Raw genomic sequence first — 15014 nt, 5'->3', positions numbered from 1 at the left:
TTACATAGGCGCAAATACATAGGCATTTCTACCAGTTCCTCCAAATGGAATGCGCACCTACGATGCGGTGCAACATTACTGAAGGAGACAAGGGTGTGCGGTGCCGGATGGCGGCGCCGCGTACACCGGTTGCCATGAGCGACTTCATTCTGGAAACATCTCACCTCACCAAGGAATTCAAGGGTTTCACCGCTGTCAGCGATGTGAACCTGTCCGTGCGTCGCGGCTCGATCCATGCATTGATCGGGCCCAACGGTGCCGGGAAGACCACCTGCTTCAACCTGCTGACCAAGTTTTTGGAGCCCACCTCGGGCACGATCAAGTTCAACGGTCAGGACATCACCCGCGAGGCGCCCGCGCAGATCGCGCGGCGTGGCGTGATCCGTTCGTTTCAGATCTCGGCGGTGTTCCCGCATCTGACGCTGATGGAGAACGTGCGCCTTGGCCTGCAGCGCAAGCTCGGCAATTCATACCATTTCTGGCAAAGCGAAAAGAGCCTCGATCAGCTCAACGGTCGGGCGGTGGAGCTGCTTGGCGAAGTGGGCCTGGCCGACATGGCCGACGAGGTCACCGTGAACTTGCCCTACGGGCGCAAGCGCGCGCTCGAGATCGCCACCACGCTCGCGATGGAGCCCGAGCTGATGCTGCTCGACGAGCCCACGCAGGGCATGGGCCATGAGGACGTGGACCGCGTCACGCAGCTCATCAAGAAGGTGTCGGCCGGTCGCACGATTCTCATGGTGGAGCACAACATGAAGGTGGTCTCCACCATCGCCGATCGCATCACCGTGCTGCAGCGCGGCGCGGTGCTGGCCGAAGGTCCCTATGAAGAAGTTTCGAGGAATCCGCAAGTGATGGAAGCCTACATGGGCACAACAGACGTAGAGCTGCAGGGAGCGCATTGAGATGAGCGGAACGCCTGCATTGGAAATCAAGGGCCTGAACGCGTGGTACGGCGAATCGCATGTGCTGCATGGCGTGGACATGGTGGTGCAACCCGGCGAAGTGGTGACACTGCTGGGCCGCAACGGCGCGGGCCGCACCTCCACGATGCGCGCCATCATGGGCCTGACCGGCGCGCGCAAGGGATCGGTGAAGATCAACGGCGTCGAGACCATCGACATGCCCACGTATCGCATCGCGCACCTCGGCGTGGGCTACTGCCCCGAAGAGCGCGGCATCTTCTCGAGCCTCTCGACCGAAGAAAACCTGCTGCTGCCCCCGGTGCTCAAGACCGGCAGGCAGGGCATGTCGCTCGACGAGATCTATGCCATGTTCCCCAACCTGGCGGAGCGTCGCCAAAGCCAGGGAACACGCCTGTCCGGCGGCGAGCAGCAGATGCTGGCGGTGGCGCGCATTCTGCGCACCGGAGCGAATCTGCTGCTGCTCGATGAAATCTCCGAAGGTCTCGCACCGGTGATCGTGCAGGCGCTCGCACGCATGATCATCATGCTGCGCGAGAAGGGATACACGGTCGTCATGGTCGAGCAGAACTTCCGTTTTGCCGCGCCGTTGGCCGACCGCTTCTATGTGATGGAGCATGGCCAGATCGTCGAGCGCTTCGGCGCAAGCGAGCTGGAAGCCAAGATGCCGGTGCTCAACGAGTTGCTCGGTGTGTGAGTCAGAGTCATTTCAAAAAACAGCTTGAATTTCAAAGGAGATACGTAATGAAGGCAACTCTCAAGGCACTCGTGTGCGCGATGGGTGTGGTGGGTCTGGCATCGGCCGCGTCGGTGCATGCCCAGGAAAAGGTGAAGATCGGATTCATTACCGACATGTCCAGCCTCTACGCCGACGTGGAAGGCAAGAACGGCGCGGTCGCCATCCAGATGGCGATCGATGACTTCGGCGGCAAGGTGCTGGGCCAGCCCATCGAACTGGTCTCCGCGGACCACCAGAACAAGGCCGACATCGCTGCATCCAAGGCCCGCGAGTGGATCGACACCGCCGGCCTGACCATGCTGTTCGGCGGCACCAACTCCGGCACGGCACTGGCTGCAGCCAAGGTCGCGCAGGAAAAGAAGCGCGTGTACTTCAACAGCGGTGCGGGCTCCGCAGCGCTGACCAACGAGCAGTGCAGCCCCTACACCGTGCACTATGCCTATGACACCGTGGCGCTCGCCAAGGGCACGGGCGGCGCGGTGGTCGAGCGCGGCGGCAAGAGCTGGTTCTTCCTGACGGCCGACTACGCTTTTGGTCACTCGCTGGAAGCCGACACGTCCGCCGTGATCAAGGCCAAGGGCGGCACGATCGCGGGTACGGTCAAGCACCCGCTGAACGCCTCCGACTTCTCGTCCTTCCTACTGCAGGCGCAGAACTCCAAGGCCCAGGTGCTGGGACTGGCCAACGCGGGCGGCGACTTCATCAACTCGGTGAAGGCGGCCAAGGAATTCGGCATCAACAAGACCATGAAGACCGCCGGTCTGCTGGTGTTCCTGTCCGACATCCACTCGCTGGGCCTGAAGAACACGGAAGGCCTGCTGCACACCACCAGCTGGTACTGGGACAAGGATGACGCATCGCGCGCCTTCGCCAAGAAGTTCTTCGACAAGACCAAGCGCATGCCCACCGACATCCACGCGGCCGACTACTCCGCCACGATGAACTACCTGAAGGCCGTCGCAGCGGTGAAGACCACGGATGCCGACAAGGTCATGGCCCATCTGAAGGCCACGCCGATCAACGACTTCTACGCCAAGGGCACGATCCGTCCCGATGGCCGCTTCGCGCACGACATGTTCCTGGTCGAAGTGAAGAAAGCCGCCGACTCCAAGAAGCCATGGGATTACCTGAACGTGCTGCAGACACTGCCTGCCGACACGGTCTGGACGACCAAGGCCGAGTCCAAGTGCACGCTCTGGAAGTAAGGTCCAACCAGCGGACAGGATGAAGGCCATCGTCGCGCCACACGCGCGCAAGCCTTCGTCCCTTCTTCGCTGATCCCCGTTTTCGCCCTCACGTCAATAAACCATCTGGAGACATACAACATGCAGACGAAGAGCAAGTTCACAGCCCTGACGGCCGTTCTCGCGGCGGTTGGCCTTTTCTCCCACGCGGCCATCGCGCAGGAACAGAAGGTCAAGATCGGTCTCATCACCGACATGTCGAGTCTCTATGCGGACGTGGAAGGCAAGAACGGCGGCGTCGCCATCCAGATGGCGATTGACGACTTCGGCGGCAAGGTGCTGGGCATGCCCATCGAACTGCTGACCGTGGATCACCAGAACAAGGCCGACATCGCGGCCTCCAAGGCACGCGAATGGATCGACACGCAGGGCCTGACGATGATCTTCAGCGGCACGAACTCCGGCACCGCACTGGCTCTGGCCAAGGTCGCGCAGGAGAAGAAGCGCGTGATGATCAACAACGGCGCTGCGTCCTCCGCGCTGACCAACGAGCAGTGCACGCCCTACACCGTGCACTACGCCTACGACACCGTGGCGCTGGCCAAGGGCACGGGCGCCGCGGTGGTGGATGCGGGCGGCAAGAGCTGGTTCTTCCTGACGGCGGACTACGCCTTCGGCCACTCGCTGGAAGCCGACACCTCGGCCATCGTCAAGGCCAAGGGCGGCTCGGTGGTGGGCGCGGTGCGCCATCCGCTGAACGCGTCGGACTTCTCGTCCTTCCTGCTGCAGGCGCAGAACTCCAAGGCCCAGGTGCTCGGCCTCGCCAACGCGGGCGGCGACACGATCAATTCGATCAAGGCCGCCAAGGAGTTCGGCATCGGCAAGTCGATGAAGCTCGCCGGTCTGCTGATCTTCTACAGCGACGTGCACAGCCTCGGTCTCAAGACCACCGAAGGCATGCAGTTCACCACGAGCTGGTACTGGGACCTGAACGACGAGACGCGCAAGTTCGCCGACAAGTTCATGGCCAAGACCCAGCGCCGCCCCACCGAAATTCAGGCAGCCGACTACTCGGCCACCATGAACTATCTGAAGGCCGTGGAAGCCGCCAAGACGACCGATGCCGACAAGGTGATGGAAGTCTGGCGCGGCATGAAGATGAACGACTTCTTCGGCGCGGGCCAGATCCGTCCGGACGGTCGCTATGTGCATGACATGTATCTCATGCAGGTCAAGTCGCCATCGGAATCGAAGGGCACTTGGGACTACTACAAGCTGATCAAGAAACTGCCTGGTGAACAGGTGTTCGCCACCAAGGCCGAGAGCAAATGCGCTCTTTGGAAGTGACACGGCGAATCGGCTGAACCTCTAACTTTTGCTACCCATGGAAATCTTTGGTGTCTCCCTACCGGCCATGCTGAGCCAGCTCCTTCTGGGGCTGGTCAATGGCTCGTTCTATGCGATCCTCAGTCTGGGTCTGGCCGTGATCTTCGGCCTGCTCAACGTGATCAACTTCGCGCACGGCGCGCTGTTCATGCTTGGGGCGCTGCTCACCTGGATGGCCATGAACTACTTCGGCATCAACTACTGGGTGATGCTGATTCTTGCGCCGCTGATCGTGGGGCTGCTCGGCGTGATCATCGAGCGCACGATGCTGCGCTGGATCTACAAGCTCGACCATCTCTACGGTCTGCTGCTCACGCTGGGTCTCACGCTGATGATCGAGGGCGTGTTCCGCTCGATCTACGGCGTCTCGGGCCTGGGCTATGACACGCCCGAGCTGCTGGAGGGCGCGACCAATCTCGGCTTCATGATGCTGCCCAACTACCGTGCATGGGTGGTCGTGGCCTCGATCGTCGTGTGTCTGGCCACCTGGTACGTGATCGAGAAGACCAAGCTCGGCTCCTACCTGCGTGCCGGCACCGAGAACCCGCGTCTCGTCGAGGCCTTCGGCGTCAACGTGCCGGTGATGATCACGCTGACCTACGCTTTCGGCGCCGCGCTCGCCGCGTTCGCCGGCGTGCTGGCCGCTCCCGTCTATCAGGTGACTCCGCTCATGGGCCAGAACCTCATCATCGTCGTGTTCGCGGTGGTGGTGATCGGCGGCATGGGCTCGATCATGGGCTCCATCCTCACGGGTCTGGGCCTTGGCGTGATCGAAGGTCTCACCAAGGTGTTCTATCCGGAAGCCTCGTCCACCGTGGTGTTCGTCATCATGGCCATCGTTCTGCTCATCCGCCCCGCCGGCCTGTTCGGCAAAGAGAAATAAAAGGGGCACAGTCACATGAATACGAAGAAATTTGCCCCCATCGGATATGGCCTGCTGCTGCTGGGTTTGATCGTCGCGCCGTTTGCCGGTGCCTACCCGGTGTTCGTGATGAAGCTGATGACGTTCGCGTTGTTCGCTTCGGCATTCAACCTGCTGCTCGGCTACACCGGACTGCTGTCCTTCGGCCATGCCGCGTTCCTCGGCGGTGCGGCCTACATCACCGGCCAGTCGATCAAGGTCTGGGGCGTGACGCCCGAAATCGGGCTGCTGCTGGGCCTCGTGACCGGCGCGCTGCTGGGCCTCGTGATGGGGTTCTTTGCGATCCGTCGTCAGGGCATCTACGCCACGATGATCACGCTGGCGCTCGCCCAGATGCTGTACTTCGCCTGCCTGCAGCTGCCCTTCACCGGCGGCGAAGACGGCCTGCAGGGCGTGCCGCGCGGCAAGCTGTTCGGCGTGCTCGATCTGCAGAACGACATGACCATGTACTACGTCTGTCTCGTGATCGTGGTGCTGGCCTTTCTGGTGATCGTGCGCACCATCCATTCGCCGTTCGGCCAGGTGCTCAAGGGCATCAAGGAAAACGAGCCGCGCGCCATCTCGCTGGGCTATGACACCAACCGCTTCAAGCTGCTGGCCTTCGTGATCTCCGCAGCGCTGGCGGGCCTCGCCGGGTCGCTCAAGACGCTGGTGCTCGGCTTCGCAACGCTCTCCGACGTGCACTGGAGCGCATCGGGCCACGTCGTGCTGATGACGCTGGTCGGCGGCCTCGGCACGCTGTCCGGCCCGATTCTCGGCTCCGCCGTGGTCGTGCTGCTCGAGAACAAGATCGGCGATTTCGGCAACTTCCTCGCGCACCTCACGGGCGTCGAGTGGTTCAACACGCTGGGTGAATCGGTGACCATCGTGACCGGTCTGATCTTCGTGGTGTGCGTGCTGGCTTTCCGACGCGGCCTCATGGGCGAGCTCATCGCCTGGCTGGAGCGCCGCCGAAGCGACAGCAAGGCCCACTGATCCCCGCTGATCGCTTCCATGAAAAAAACCGCAGGACTCAGACCCCTGCGGTTTTTTTGCTTTTGACCAAGCCTATTTCGTCGGATTCGTGACCGGCCCTCAAACCTTCAGCTTGCGGGCGGAAACGGTTTCCTGGATCTTCGTGAAAAGCTCCTCCAGGGTGAAGGGTTTGAAGAGCACGGGGTGCTTGCCCGCGATCAGCCCCTGTTGAATCACGGTGTCTTCTGAATACCCGGTCGCAAAGATCACGGGCACGTCCAGATGCATCTCCTCGAGCTTGTGGAGGAAGCCTGTGGTGTTCATCTTGCCCGGCATTCTGATGTCCGAGATGATGAGATCGGCCTTGACGCCGCGGCTCAGGAATTCCACCGCATATTCCGAATTGCAGGCCGTGGTGACGGTGTGATAGCCCACGCTGTAGAGCGCCTGTGCGAGCGCGTTGCGCACGCCCGCATCGTCGTCGATGATCAGCAGCGACTCTTCTCCGGAATGGATTTCGGGCTCTTCCTCCGGGTGCGGCTCGAGGATCGTCAGCGTCGACTGATTCGACTTGGGCAGATACAGCGACATGGTCGTGCCGACGCCGGGCCGTGATTCGACGTCGAGAAAACCGCCCGAGCTTTCAGCGAAGTTTTTCACCATCGGCAGGCCCAGGCCCGTGCCCTTGCCGGGAGCCTTGGTGGTGAAGAAGGGCTCGAAGATGCGCGCGATCACCTCGGGCGGCATGCCTTCGCCGTCATCATGCATCTTGAAGACCACGTATTCGACGTCGCTCTCGTGTCCGTGTCGCTTTGCGTTGCTCACACCCAGCGTCACCGTTCCCCGCCCCGCGACGGCATCGCGCGCGTTGATCGCGAGATTGATCAGAGAGTTCTCCAGATACATCCTGTCGACGAGGACGTTGTCGATCTCGTCGTCGAGCTGGACCGAGAAGCTCGTTTCCGCGCCCACCGCGTTGTCAAGCAGCTCGCGGATGTCCTGCAGCAGCTGCCTCGGGTCGACGGCCAGCTGGTTCTGCGGCTTGCGGCCGCTGAAGCCCATGAGCTGCGACGCCAGGCGCGCGGCCTTCTTGATGTTGGTGCGCACGGTGTTGGCGCAGTCCTTGAGGTCCTGGTCCGGCAACCGCTTGTAGAGCAGGTCGGCGTTCAGGCTCATGATGAACAGCAGGTTGTTGAGGTCGTGCGCCACGCCGCCCGCGAGGTTGGAGACCAGCTCCATCTTCTGCGACTGGGCGAGCAGGTCGTTCGACTCCTTGAGCAAGCGCTTGTCGTTGCTGTGACTGCCTTTGAGCGCGTCGATATCCGTCCTGAGCCGCTTTTCGGTGTCGACGAACTGCTGAATGTTGATGCCCGTGCCGATCCAGTGCTGGATCGCGCCATCGTCGTCGCGGATCGGCGCGTAGGTCGAGAGGTGCCAGTGGTACGTGCCGTCGTTGTCGCGCACGCGGTAGCGGAATGGCCGCACGACGCCATCCATCATCGCCTTGGCGAAGGTCTTGTTGGCCTCCGGCAGGTCGTCGGGATGGATCTTCGAGATCCAGTAGGTGTTGGACGCGTCGTGCACCACTTCCTGACTGTGCGAGAAACGGTTGGCTGTATGGTTGATCCAGAAGATCTCGCCTTCCTGGCTGCACATCCACACATTGAGCGGAAAGTGTTCGAGCGACTTCTGGAAACGCCGCTCCAGCAGCGACTGCTGCGCGCTTGGCTTCGTTGCCGCATCGGGCAGCGGCGTGGCGATGAGCTGGATCGCATGCAGCGTGCTCTGCGCGTCGATCACCGGGGAAAACTCAAGGCTGAGTCCGGATGCGGAATGTTCGAGCGTCAGCGGCTTCGTGGCGTTGCGGCATTGGTCCACGAACGCCAGAATCTCTGGATAGTCCCTCAACAGATGCTTGCTGCTGAGGACGTGATGTTCCTTGACGATCTGCTCGAGCGCATCGTTGACGGCGATCTGCGCGCCATCGTCCTTGTTGAAGACGGCATGCGCGATCCGGGAAAGTCGCATGGACTCGGCGATGATGCAGACGACTTGATCCAGCATGATGACGAGGTCACTTTCGAAAATTGGAAGTCAACCGCTGTCGCCTCTGGCAGCGTCAGTCCGGTTGCTTGCGATCCTGTAGGAAACGCCCACAATGCCGATGACACCGAAGTAACTTTTGGTGTGAATGACTATTTTTTTGTTTTATTAATTGCTGCTTGCTATTTCATTGATTTTAGTATTGGCAATGATGCGTCGAATGTCAATAAATTTTATCTCGGGGGCTTCCCTGTAAGAGCGTGTTGACGATCTCACCGCGAGGCTTTCCGGATGCGGAGCGGGGCGTCGCTGGCGCCGCAAAGGTCAGCTCAACTTGATTCCGGCGACATAGCCGGTCATCTCCAGATAACCACGGCCGAGCGTCTCTCCCGATGGGCTCTTCAGATCGCTCAGGCCTTCCCAGTAGACCGTCCCGGTGGAGCCGCTGCTGTCGAGCTCCTGGTCGTCGAGCAGCGCCAGTACCTGAAAGCTGCCGACGGGCGTGTCGATCCGCCATTGCACGGGATAGCGGGCCTGGCTGTGCGGGCTGCTCCAGTGGCGCGTGGGCGTGAATGTCACCTCGTCCTGCGCGAAGACGCGGGGCTGGGTCGCTCCACCGGGCGCCCGCATCGAGCCCCCCGCCCACAGCGTGCTGCCGTCCGCGCGCCGCAGCCGGAAAGCGGTGAGCGCCGACCCGTCGAAAAGATTCATGCCGATCCAGTCCCAGCCAACGGCCTCGGGATGCATCAGCGCCTCGCTCCATTCGTGGTCCATCCACGCGCGGTTGACCTGTGGCTGGACCACGTCATCCACCACATCATCGATCACATGGTGCACGCCGTTGAGGGTGAGGATGCCGCGCACGGCAAGCTGCGGCGCACTGTAGTAGTAGCTCGCCTGATCGGCATCGGGTCCTTTGCGCGAGAGTCCGGCGCGGCCCTGCAGCAGCAGTGGCTGGGTGCCTTGCAGCGTGAGGTCCATCTCGAATCGTGTGGACCGGATGCGGGTGGCAAAGCGGTATTGATCCACTGGGCCTTCGCGCTTCAGGTTCCAGTCCCGCAGCCGCACGTCACAGTCCGTCTCCGATGCTTCCGCGATCCCGAACCCAGCGCGCGCGATGCGCTGGTCGTGGTGCTGCACACGGCCCTCGATGTCGGTCACCGCCGCGTGCGCAAAGATCAGCTGCTTTGCTGCAAAAGCCGACTGCATGCCTTGAGTGCTGGCGACGCGCGATCGGAAAAACGTGACTTGAAAGCCAAACGGCTTGCCTTTGGAGCGCACATGCCCGGTGATGTACCACCACTCGGTCTGCAGCTCGGGATGGCTGCCGTGATCGCGTGGAAACACCAGCGTGCGCGGGGGTAGCGCGAGGGCCGATGTCGTCATGCCCGGAAGTGACGAGGCCAACGCCACGCGCGCGGCGAACGCCATCCAGTCGCGCCGGGTCAGCCCGCGGTGCTTCATGGCCTCGTCAGGCGACGAGCGTCTGAATGCGTTTGCTCGCCACGTCGCACGAGCCCATGCAGCTCGACACCCACTGCTCGTTGAAATAGGTGGGCAGATAGCGCTCGCCGGAGTCGCAGAGCAGCGACAGGATCGAGCCTTGCTGCCCCGCCTCGCGCATCTCGCAGGCAAGGCGCAGCATGGCGATGAAGTTGGTGCCGGTCGATGGACCCACACGGCGACCGAGCATCGCGGACAGCGCGCGCATGGCGGCAATCGAATCCACGTCGGCAACTTCCTCCATGCGGTCGACCAGCGTGCGCACGAAGCTGGGCTCCACGCGTGGACGCCCGATGCCCTCGATGCGCGAACCCGGCGCGGTCAGCGTGGTGACGCCCGTGCGGTGATACGCAGCGAACACCGAGCCCGCAGGATCGGCCACGCACAACTGCGTCGCGTGCCGCTGGAAGCGCACGTAGCGCCCGATGGTCGCGCTCGTGCCGCCCGTGCCCGCGCCGACCACGATCCAGCTCGGCACCGGATGGCGTTCGCGCTGCATCTGGGAAAACATGCTCTCCGCGATGTTGTTGTTGCCTCTCCAGTCGGTCGCGCGCTCGGCGTAGGTGAACTGGTCCATGTAGTGGCCGCCCGTCTCGCTTGCCACCATGCGCGCGGCTTCATAGACCTCGCCGGCCGACTCCACGAAATGACAGCGTCCGCCATAGAACTCGATCAGCGCGATCTTCTCGGCCGACGTGCTGCGCGGCATCACCGCTACGAACGGCAACCCGAGAAGCCGCGCGAAATACGCCTCGCTCACCGCAGTCGAACCGCTCGACGCTTCGACCACCGTCGACTGCGCATGCAGCCAGCCATTGCACAGTGCATAGAGAAAGAGCGAGCGCGCCAGCCGATGCTTGAGACTGCCGCTCGGATGGGTCGATTCGTCCTTGAGATAAAGGTCGATCCCATGCTCCGCAAAACCCGGCATGGGCAACGGAATCAAATGCGTATCGGCACTGCGCTGGTAGTCCGCCTCGATGCGGGCGATGGCGGTGTGCAGCCAGCTCGAAGGCGAGGCAGACGATGCGGGAGATGCGTTGGCGATGTGTTCCATGGTTTGCGATTGTGGCAGTGCTTGTCGTGCTCGGCGGGATTACCAGTCTTCCTTCACGGCCAATACGGCCGACTTCCCGGCGGCTGCGCGGCCGGCGATCCAGGCGGTGAGCGTGCCTGCCGCGATGAGTGAGAGGGCGAGCAGTGCGAGGCGCAGCCAGGGCAGGTGCAGGTCCATGGTCCAATGGAAGCTCTGCGGGTTGACGACGAAGATCAGCACGGCCGATACCGCGATGCCGAGCAGCGTGCCGGTGACGGCGCCGATGCAGGTCCATGCGGAGCCTTCCGCCGCGACGACGGCGAGGATCTGCGCGCGGGTGAGTCCGAGGTGGGCGAGCAGGCCGAACTCCTTGCGTCGCGCGAGCACCTGTGCGCTGAAGCTGGCTGCGACGCCGAACAGGCCGATGCCGATGGCGACGATCTGCAGCCAGTAGGTGACGGCGAAGGTGCGGTCGAAGATCGCGAGGGAGCGTGCCCGGATCGCGCCTGAGGTCGTGAACTCGAGCGCGGCGTCGGGTACGGCTTGGGTGATGCGTTGCTGCAGCGCCGAAAGATCCGCGCCGGGCGCGGGCCAGATCGCGAGATCGCTTGCGCGGGCATCACCCGTGAGCCGCTCGTAGGCCGACGCATCGATCACGATGGCGCCGAACTGGCGGACGTAGTCGCGCCACACGCCGGCCACATAAAAGCGCGTGGGTGCATGAGGGGATGCACCGCCGCTGCGGGGCAGCATGGCGTTGGCGAGGGCGGGCCAGTCATCGCCGGGGCGCACGCCGTAGAGCGCTGGCACGGCTTCGCTGACGTAGACCGGAATGCTTCCTGCGGGCACTTGCAGCGGCGTGTCGACGAGCACCAGCACCTGCTCGACTTGCGTTCCGAGCGGCTTGGCGAGCACGGTGAGCGGCGCCTGTGTGGCGTCGAGTCGCAGGCTGCTGACGCGCTGCGGCTGCATGCGCTCGATGTCGTCCATCTCGGAGATCGCCCCCACCTGATCGCGCGAGAAGACGGCCGCGTCATCGCCTGCCGGCACGCTCGCCGCGCGCACGTACATGGGCGCGGGCACGACGGTTTCGAGCCATTGGCTGACGGAGGCGCGAAAGCTGGTGACCATCACGGTGAGCGCGACGGCAAGGCTCAGGCTGGCGACCACGCCGCCCACGGTGACGGCCGCGACGCCGCGCATGCGGTGCGCTCGCTCCACCGTCAGCAGACCGAGAACATGCATGTGGGCGAACGGCAGGGCGATCTGCAGCAGCAGCTGGACCATCCATGGCAGCAGCGCGATGCCGCCTGTCAGCAGCAGACCCACCGCGACATAGGCGGCGACGGGAATGCCCTGTATGGGGGGCACCATGGCGAGGCAGGCGCTGGCGGCCAGCAGCGCCAGACCGGGCCAAGGCTTGTGCGGGGCGCGCGTCATCGCGCCGAGGCCTTTGAGTGTCTGTGCGGGCGGCAGATCGAGCGCCTGTCTTGCGGGCCACCAGCCTCCGACGAGCGCGGCGACCACACCGAGCGCGCCGTAGGCAGCGGCCGTGGCACCGCGCCAGTGCAGCTGCGGCTGCACTCCCGCGAAATAGCCACCGCCGAGATCACCGCCGAGCACGCGCAGCGCGAGTGCGGCAAGAGCGCTGCCGAGCGCGATGCCGAGCACGCTGCCCAGCAGACCGATGGCTCCCGCCTCGGCCAGCACCAGCGTGCGGCGTTGCTGCGGCGTGACGCCGAGCACGGCGATCAGCGCCAGTTGCGGAGCGCGCTGGGCCACGCCGAGCGCGAGCACCGAGTAGACGAGAAAGGCACCAGTGAAGAGCGCCACCAGGGCGAGCACGGTGAGATTCACGCGATAGGCGCGCGAGAGGTTGTCCACGCGCTGCGTGGTGTCCCCGGGCACGCTCAGCAGAATGTTGCGCGGCCAGTCGGGCAGCGCCTGCAGTTCGCGCTGGACGCGCGCGAGGTCTTCGCCTTCGCGCAGCTGCAGGTCGATGCGGCTCAGCTCGCCCGCGCGCGAGAACAGGTCCTGCGCCGCAGCGATGTCCATCACCGCCGTGGGCGCGCCGGGTGCGGCGATGGTGCCCGCGATTTTCATGATGCGGCGGGTCGCGCCGGTCTGCAGGCGCAGCGTGGCCAGTGGCAGATCGGACTCGGCGATCTGCAGCGCCTTGAGCGCGGCGGCGTTGAGGAACAGCGTGTCCGGCGCGAGCATGGCCAACCGCTCGGTGCCCTTGGCGGCGCGTGGCATCAGCGCGGGGGCCATAGGGGCCACGGCAAGGGTGTCTGTGGCGAGCACGCGCAGGGTCACGGTTCGCGAGGAGGGTGGATCGGATACAGCGACGGTGGTGATTTCGAGCCATGGGTTCGCGAGCGCGACCGCGGGCTGTGCCGCGACCATTCCGTAGAGCGACTCGGGCAGGCCGCCGTGGGACGCGCTCAGTTCGAGATCGGGCTGGCCCTGCACTGTGCGCACGGCGCGCGAGAACTCGCTGAGAGCCGAGGCGTTGATCAACTGCACCGACAGGCCGAGCGCCACGCCGAGCATCACCGCCACGACGGCGGCCAGCGTGCGCCACGGATGGTGGCGTGCGTTCTGCCAGACCACCGTGCGGAGCAAGGCCAGCATCATGGGCTGTCGCTTCGCATGCCGTGGGCGGTGAGGCGCAGCACTCGGTCGGCGCGTGCGGCGGCCTGTTCGGAGTGCGTGACGAGCACGAGCGCCGCGCCGTTTTCGCGCGTCTGGGCGACCAGCAGGTCCATGATGCGCGCGGCGGTTTCGGGGTCAAGGTTGCCGGTGGGTTCGTCGGCGAGCAGCAGCGGCGGCCTGTGGACCAGCGCGCGTGCGATCGCGACGCGCTGCAGTTGCCCGCCCGAGAGTTCCTGCGGCAGGCGCGCGCCTTTGCCCTCCAGTCCGACAGCCTGCAGCATGGCCTGCACGCGCGCGGGATCGTTCTGGTTCAGCAGCATCAGCGGCAGGGAGAGGTTCTGCGCGACGTCCAGATGCGGCAGCACGTGAAAGGCCTGGAACACGAAGCCGACGTGGCTGCGGCGCCAGATCGCTCGGGCCCGATCGTCCATGCGGCCCAGATCGGCCGCGCGGTGCGTGACGGTGCCCGCATCCCAGGTGTCGAGCCCGGCCATGCAGTTGAGCAGCGTGGATTTGCCCACGCCCGACTCACCGATCACGGCGATGAATTCGCCAGCGCGCACGTCCATGTCGACGTCGCCGAAGACGACCGCATCGCCGTAGCGCTTGGTCAGCCCGCGCAGGCGCATCAGGGTGTCGCTGTCCGCTGCGCCGGTCGTCATGCCGTGATTCCGCTGGCGTGCACGCGCGCGACGAGGGCGTCGACCAGCAAGGTGCCGGCATCGGCCTGATCGCAGGCGACGACATGGCGCTGCGGCATGCTGCGCAGCCAGGTGATCTGGCGTTTGGCGAGCTGGCGCGTGGCCGCGATGCCGCGTTCGGCCAGCGTGGACATGGGCTGCGTTCCGTCCATCGATTCCCACGCCTGGCGGTAGCCGACGCAGCGCATCGATGGCAGATCCGGGTTCAGGTCGCCGCGTGCGCGCAGCTGTTGCATCTCGTCGAGAAAGCCGCTGCGCAGCATGGCGTGAAAGCGCTGGGCGATGCGCTCGTGCAGCCATTTGCGATCGGTCGGCTCGAGCGAGTACAGGGCATTGGCGGCCAACGGACTTCCGGCGGATTTCGCAGGTTCGGTGGATTGGCGTGAGTGAAAGCTCGACAGCGGCTGGCCCGAGACATGCCAGACCTCGAGCGCGCGCTGGATGCGCTGGCTGTCGCCGGGCGCGAGGCGCGCGGCGGTCGCGGGGTCTACCTTGGCGAGTTCGGCGTGCATGGCGGGCCAGCCGATCTCCGCGGCCTGCGCATCGAGCCTGGCGCGCACCAGCGGGTCGGCCGCGGGCATGTCGTCGATGCCATCGATCAACGCCTTGAAATAGAGCATGGTGCCGCCGACCAGCACGGGCAGCGCGCCGCGCGCGTGGATCTCCGCGATCAGGCGATTCGTGTCGTTCACGAATTCGGCGGCGCTGTAGGCCTCGAGCGGATCGAGGATGTCGATCAGATGGTGCGGCACCTGGGCGAGCTCATCGCGCGTGGGCTTGGCGGTGCCGATGTCCATGCCGCGATAGACCAGCGCCGAATCCACGCTGATGATTTCCACCGGCAACTTCGGCGCGAGCCGGGCCGCCAGCTGCAGGGCGGCGGCGGTTTTGCCGGATGCGGTGGGCCCGGCGATGGCGACGCAGGGCAGGGAAGAGAAATCGGTCATGCGCCGATTGTCCATCAGCGC

13 protein-coding genes are annotated in these 15014 nt (G+C 64.4%); 7 read left to right on the top strand and 6 right to left on the bottom strand.

Annotated features, from left to right (window positions below):
• Positions 1-134: 134 nt before the first annotated feature.
• The 6 genes from ISG32_RS04120 to ISG32_RS04095 all read left to right on the top strand — a co-directional run bounded on the left by ISG32_RS04120 (position 135) and on the right by ISG32_RS04095 (position 6129).
• Positions 135-905, top strand: a complete 771-nt coding sequence (locus ISG32_RS04120; RefSeq protein WP_194769785.1) for an ABC transporter ATP-binding protein — start codon at positions 135-137, stop codon at positions 903-905.
• 1 nt (position 906) lies between these two features.
• On the top strand, positions 907-1620 hold the full coding sequence (locus ISG32_RS04115) for an ABC transporter ATP-binding protein (protein ID WP_194769784.1): 714 nt from the start codon (positions 907-909) through the stop codon (positions 1618-1620).
• Positions 1621-1667: 47 nt separating this feature from the next.
• Positions 1668-2867, top strand: coding sequence for an ABC transporter substrate-binding protein (locus ISG32_RS04110; RefSeq protein WP_194769783.1), 1200 nt, complete (start codon positions 1668-1670; stop codon positions 2865-2867).
• Positions 2868-2987: 120 nt separating this feature from the next.
• Entirely contained in the window at positions 2988-4193 is a 1206-nt protein-coding gene (locus ISG32_RS04105; RefSeq protein ID WP_194769782.1) for an ABC transporter substrate-binding protein, read from the top strand.
• Between the two features lie 37 nt (positions 4194-4230).
• The gene (locus ISG32_RS04100; protein ID WP_194769781.1) at positions 4231-5115 is read left to right on the top strand and encodes a branched-chain amino acid ABC transporter permease; all 885 of its coding nucleotides are present in this window, start codon (positions 4231-4233) and stop codon (positions 5113-5115) included.
• A 15-nt stretch (positions 5116-5130) separates the two neighbouring features.
• A complete protein-coding gene (locus ISG32_RS04095; protein ID WP_194769780.1) occupies positions 5131-6129 on the top strand; it encodes a branched-chain amino acid ABC transporter permease in 999 nt (332 codons plus the stop codon).
• A gap of 99 nt (positions 6130-6228) precedes the next feature.
• Here ISG32_RS04095 and ISG32_RS04090 read toward each other — a convergent pair whose 3' ends face one another.
• Complete coding sequence (locus tag ISG32_RS04090) at positions 6229-8172, bottom strand: ATP-binding protein (protein ID WP_194769779.1); 1944 nt, start codon at positions 8170-8172, stop codon at positions 6229-6231.
• On the opposite strand from ISG32_RS04090, the gene ISG32_RS04085 reads away from it, so the two are divergent.
• Complete coding sequence (locus ISG32_RS04085; protein ID WP_194769778.1) at positions 8161-8418, top strand: hypothetical protein; 258 nt, start codon at positions 8161-8163, stop codon at positions 8416-8418. The genes ISG32_RS04090 and ISG32_RS04085 overlap by 12 nt on opposite strands.
• 57 nt (positions 8419-8475) lie before the next feature.
• On the opposite strand, the gene ISG32_RS04080 is transcribed toward ISG32_RS04085, so the two are convergent.
• From ISG32_RS04080 to miaA, 5 genes are read right to left on the bottom strand one after another with little or no spacing between them, the layout of a single operon-like run.
• Positions 8476-9615 (bottom strand): lipocalin-like domain-containing protein, encoded by a 1140-nt coding sequence (locus tag ISG32_RS04080; protein WP_194769777.1) that lies wholly within the window; start codon positions 9613-9615, stop codon positions 8476-8478.
• A gap of 7 nt (positions 9616-9622) precedes the next feature.
• Positions 9623-10711 carry a PLP-dependent cysteine synthase family protein gene (locus ISG32_RS04075; RefSeq protein WP_194769776.1) on the bottom strand — a complete coding sequence of 363 codons (1089 nt, stop codon included), beginning with the start codon at positions 10709-10711 and terminating at the stop codon, positions 9623-9625.
• Between the two features lie 39 nt (positions 10712-10750).
• Positions 10751-13324 (bottom strand): FtsX-like permease family protein, encoded by a 2574-nt coding sequence (locus tag ISG32_RS04070; RefSeq protein ID WP_194770412.1) that lies wholly within the window; start codon positions 13322-13324, stop codon positions 10751-10753.
• Positions 13324-14007 (bottom strand): ABC transporter ATP-binding protein, encoded by a 684-nt coding sequence (locus ISG32_RS04065; protein WP_194769775.1) that lies wholly within the window; start codon positions 14005-14007, stop codon positions 13324-13326. Before ISG32_RS04065 ends, ISG32_RS04070 begins: the two co-directional genes overlap by 1 nt.
• A complete protein-coding gene (gene miaA / locus ISG32_RS04060) occupies positions 14004-14993 on the bottom strand; it encodes a tRNA (adenosine(37)-N6)-dimethylallyltransferase MiaA (RefSeq protein ID WP_194769774.1) in 990 nt (329 codons plus the stop codon). Before miaA ends, ISG32_RS04065 begins: the two co-directional genes overlap by 4 nt.
• Positions 14994-15014 lie beyond the last annotated feature (21 nt).

Origin of the sequence: Diaphorobacter caeni (genome assembly GCF_015354245.1) — a bacterium.
Classification (GTDB): Bacteria; Pseudomonadota; Gammaproteobacteria; order Burkholderiales; family Burkholderiaceae_C; genus Diaphorobacter_A; species Diaphorobacter_A caeni.
This window is presented reverse-complemented; position numbering and strand designations above follow the sequence as displayed.

Coding starts and splice junctions, on each gene's coding strand:
- ISG32_RS04120 (WP_194769785.1), top strand. CDS start 135: ATGAGCGACTTCATTCTGGAAACATCTCACCTCACCAAGGAATTCAAG.
- ISG32_RS04115 (WP_194769784.1), top strand. CDS start 907: ATGAGCGGAACGCCTGCATTGGAAATCAAGGGCCTGAACGCGTGGTAC.
- ISG32_RS04110 (WP_194769783.1), top strand. CDS start 1,668: ATGAAGGCAACTCTCAAGGCACTCGTGTGCGCGATGGGTGTGGTGGGT.
- ISG32_RS04105 (WP_194769782.1), top strand. CDS start 2,988: ATGCAGACGAAGAGCAAGTTCACAGCCCTGACGGCCGTTCTCGCGGCG.
- ISG32_RS04100 (WP_194769781.1), top strand. CDS start 4,231: ATGGAAATCTTTGGTGTCTCCCTACCGGCCATGCTGAGCCAGCTCCTT.
- ISG32_RS04095 (WP_194769780.1), top strand. CDS start 5,131: ATGAATACGAAGAAATTTGCCCCCATCGGATATGGCCTGCTGCTGCTG.
- ISG32_RS04090 (WP_194769779.1), bottom strand. CDS start 8,172: ATGCTGGATCAAGTCGTCTGCATCATCGCCGAGTCCATGCGACTTTCC.
- ISG32_RS04080 (WP_194769777.1), bottom strand. CDS start 9,615: ATGAAGCACCGCGGGCTGACCCGGCGCGACTGGATGGCGTTCGCCGCG.
- ISG32_RS04075 (WP_194769776.1), bottom strand. CDS start 10,711: ATGGAACACATCGCCAACGCATCTCCCGCATCGTCTGCCTCGCCTTCG.
- ISG32_RS04070 (WP_194770412.1), bottom strand. CDS start 13,324: ATGCTGGCCTTGCTCCGCACGGTGGTCTGGCAGAACGCACGCCACCAT.
- ISG32_RS04065 (WP_194769775.1), bottom strand. CDS start 14,007: ATGACGACCGGCGCAGCGGACAGCGACACCCTGATGCGCCTGCGCGGG.
- miaA (WP_194769774.1), bottom strand. CDS start 14,993: ATGACCGATTTCTCTTCCCTGCCCTGCGTCGCCATCGCCGGGCCCACC.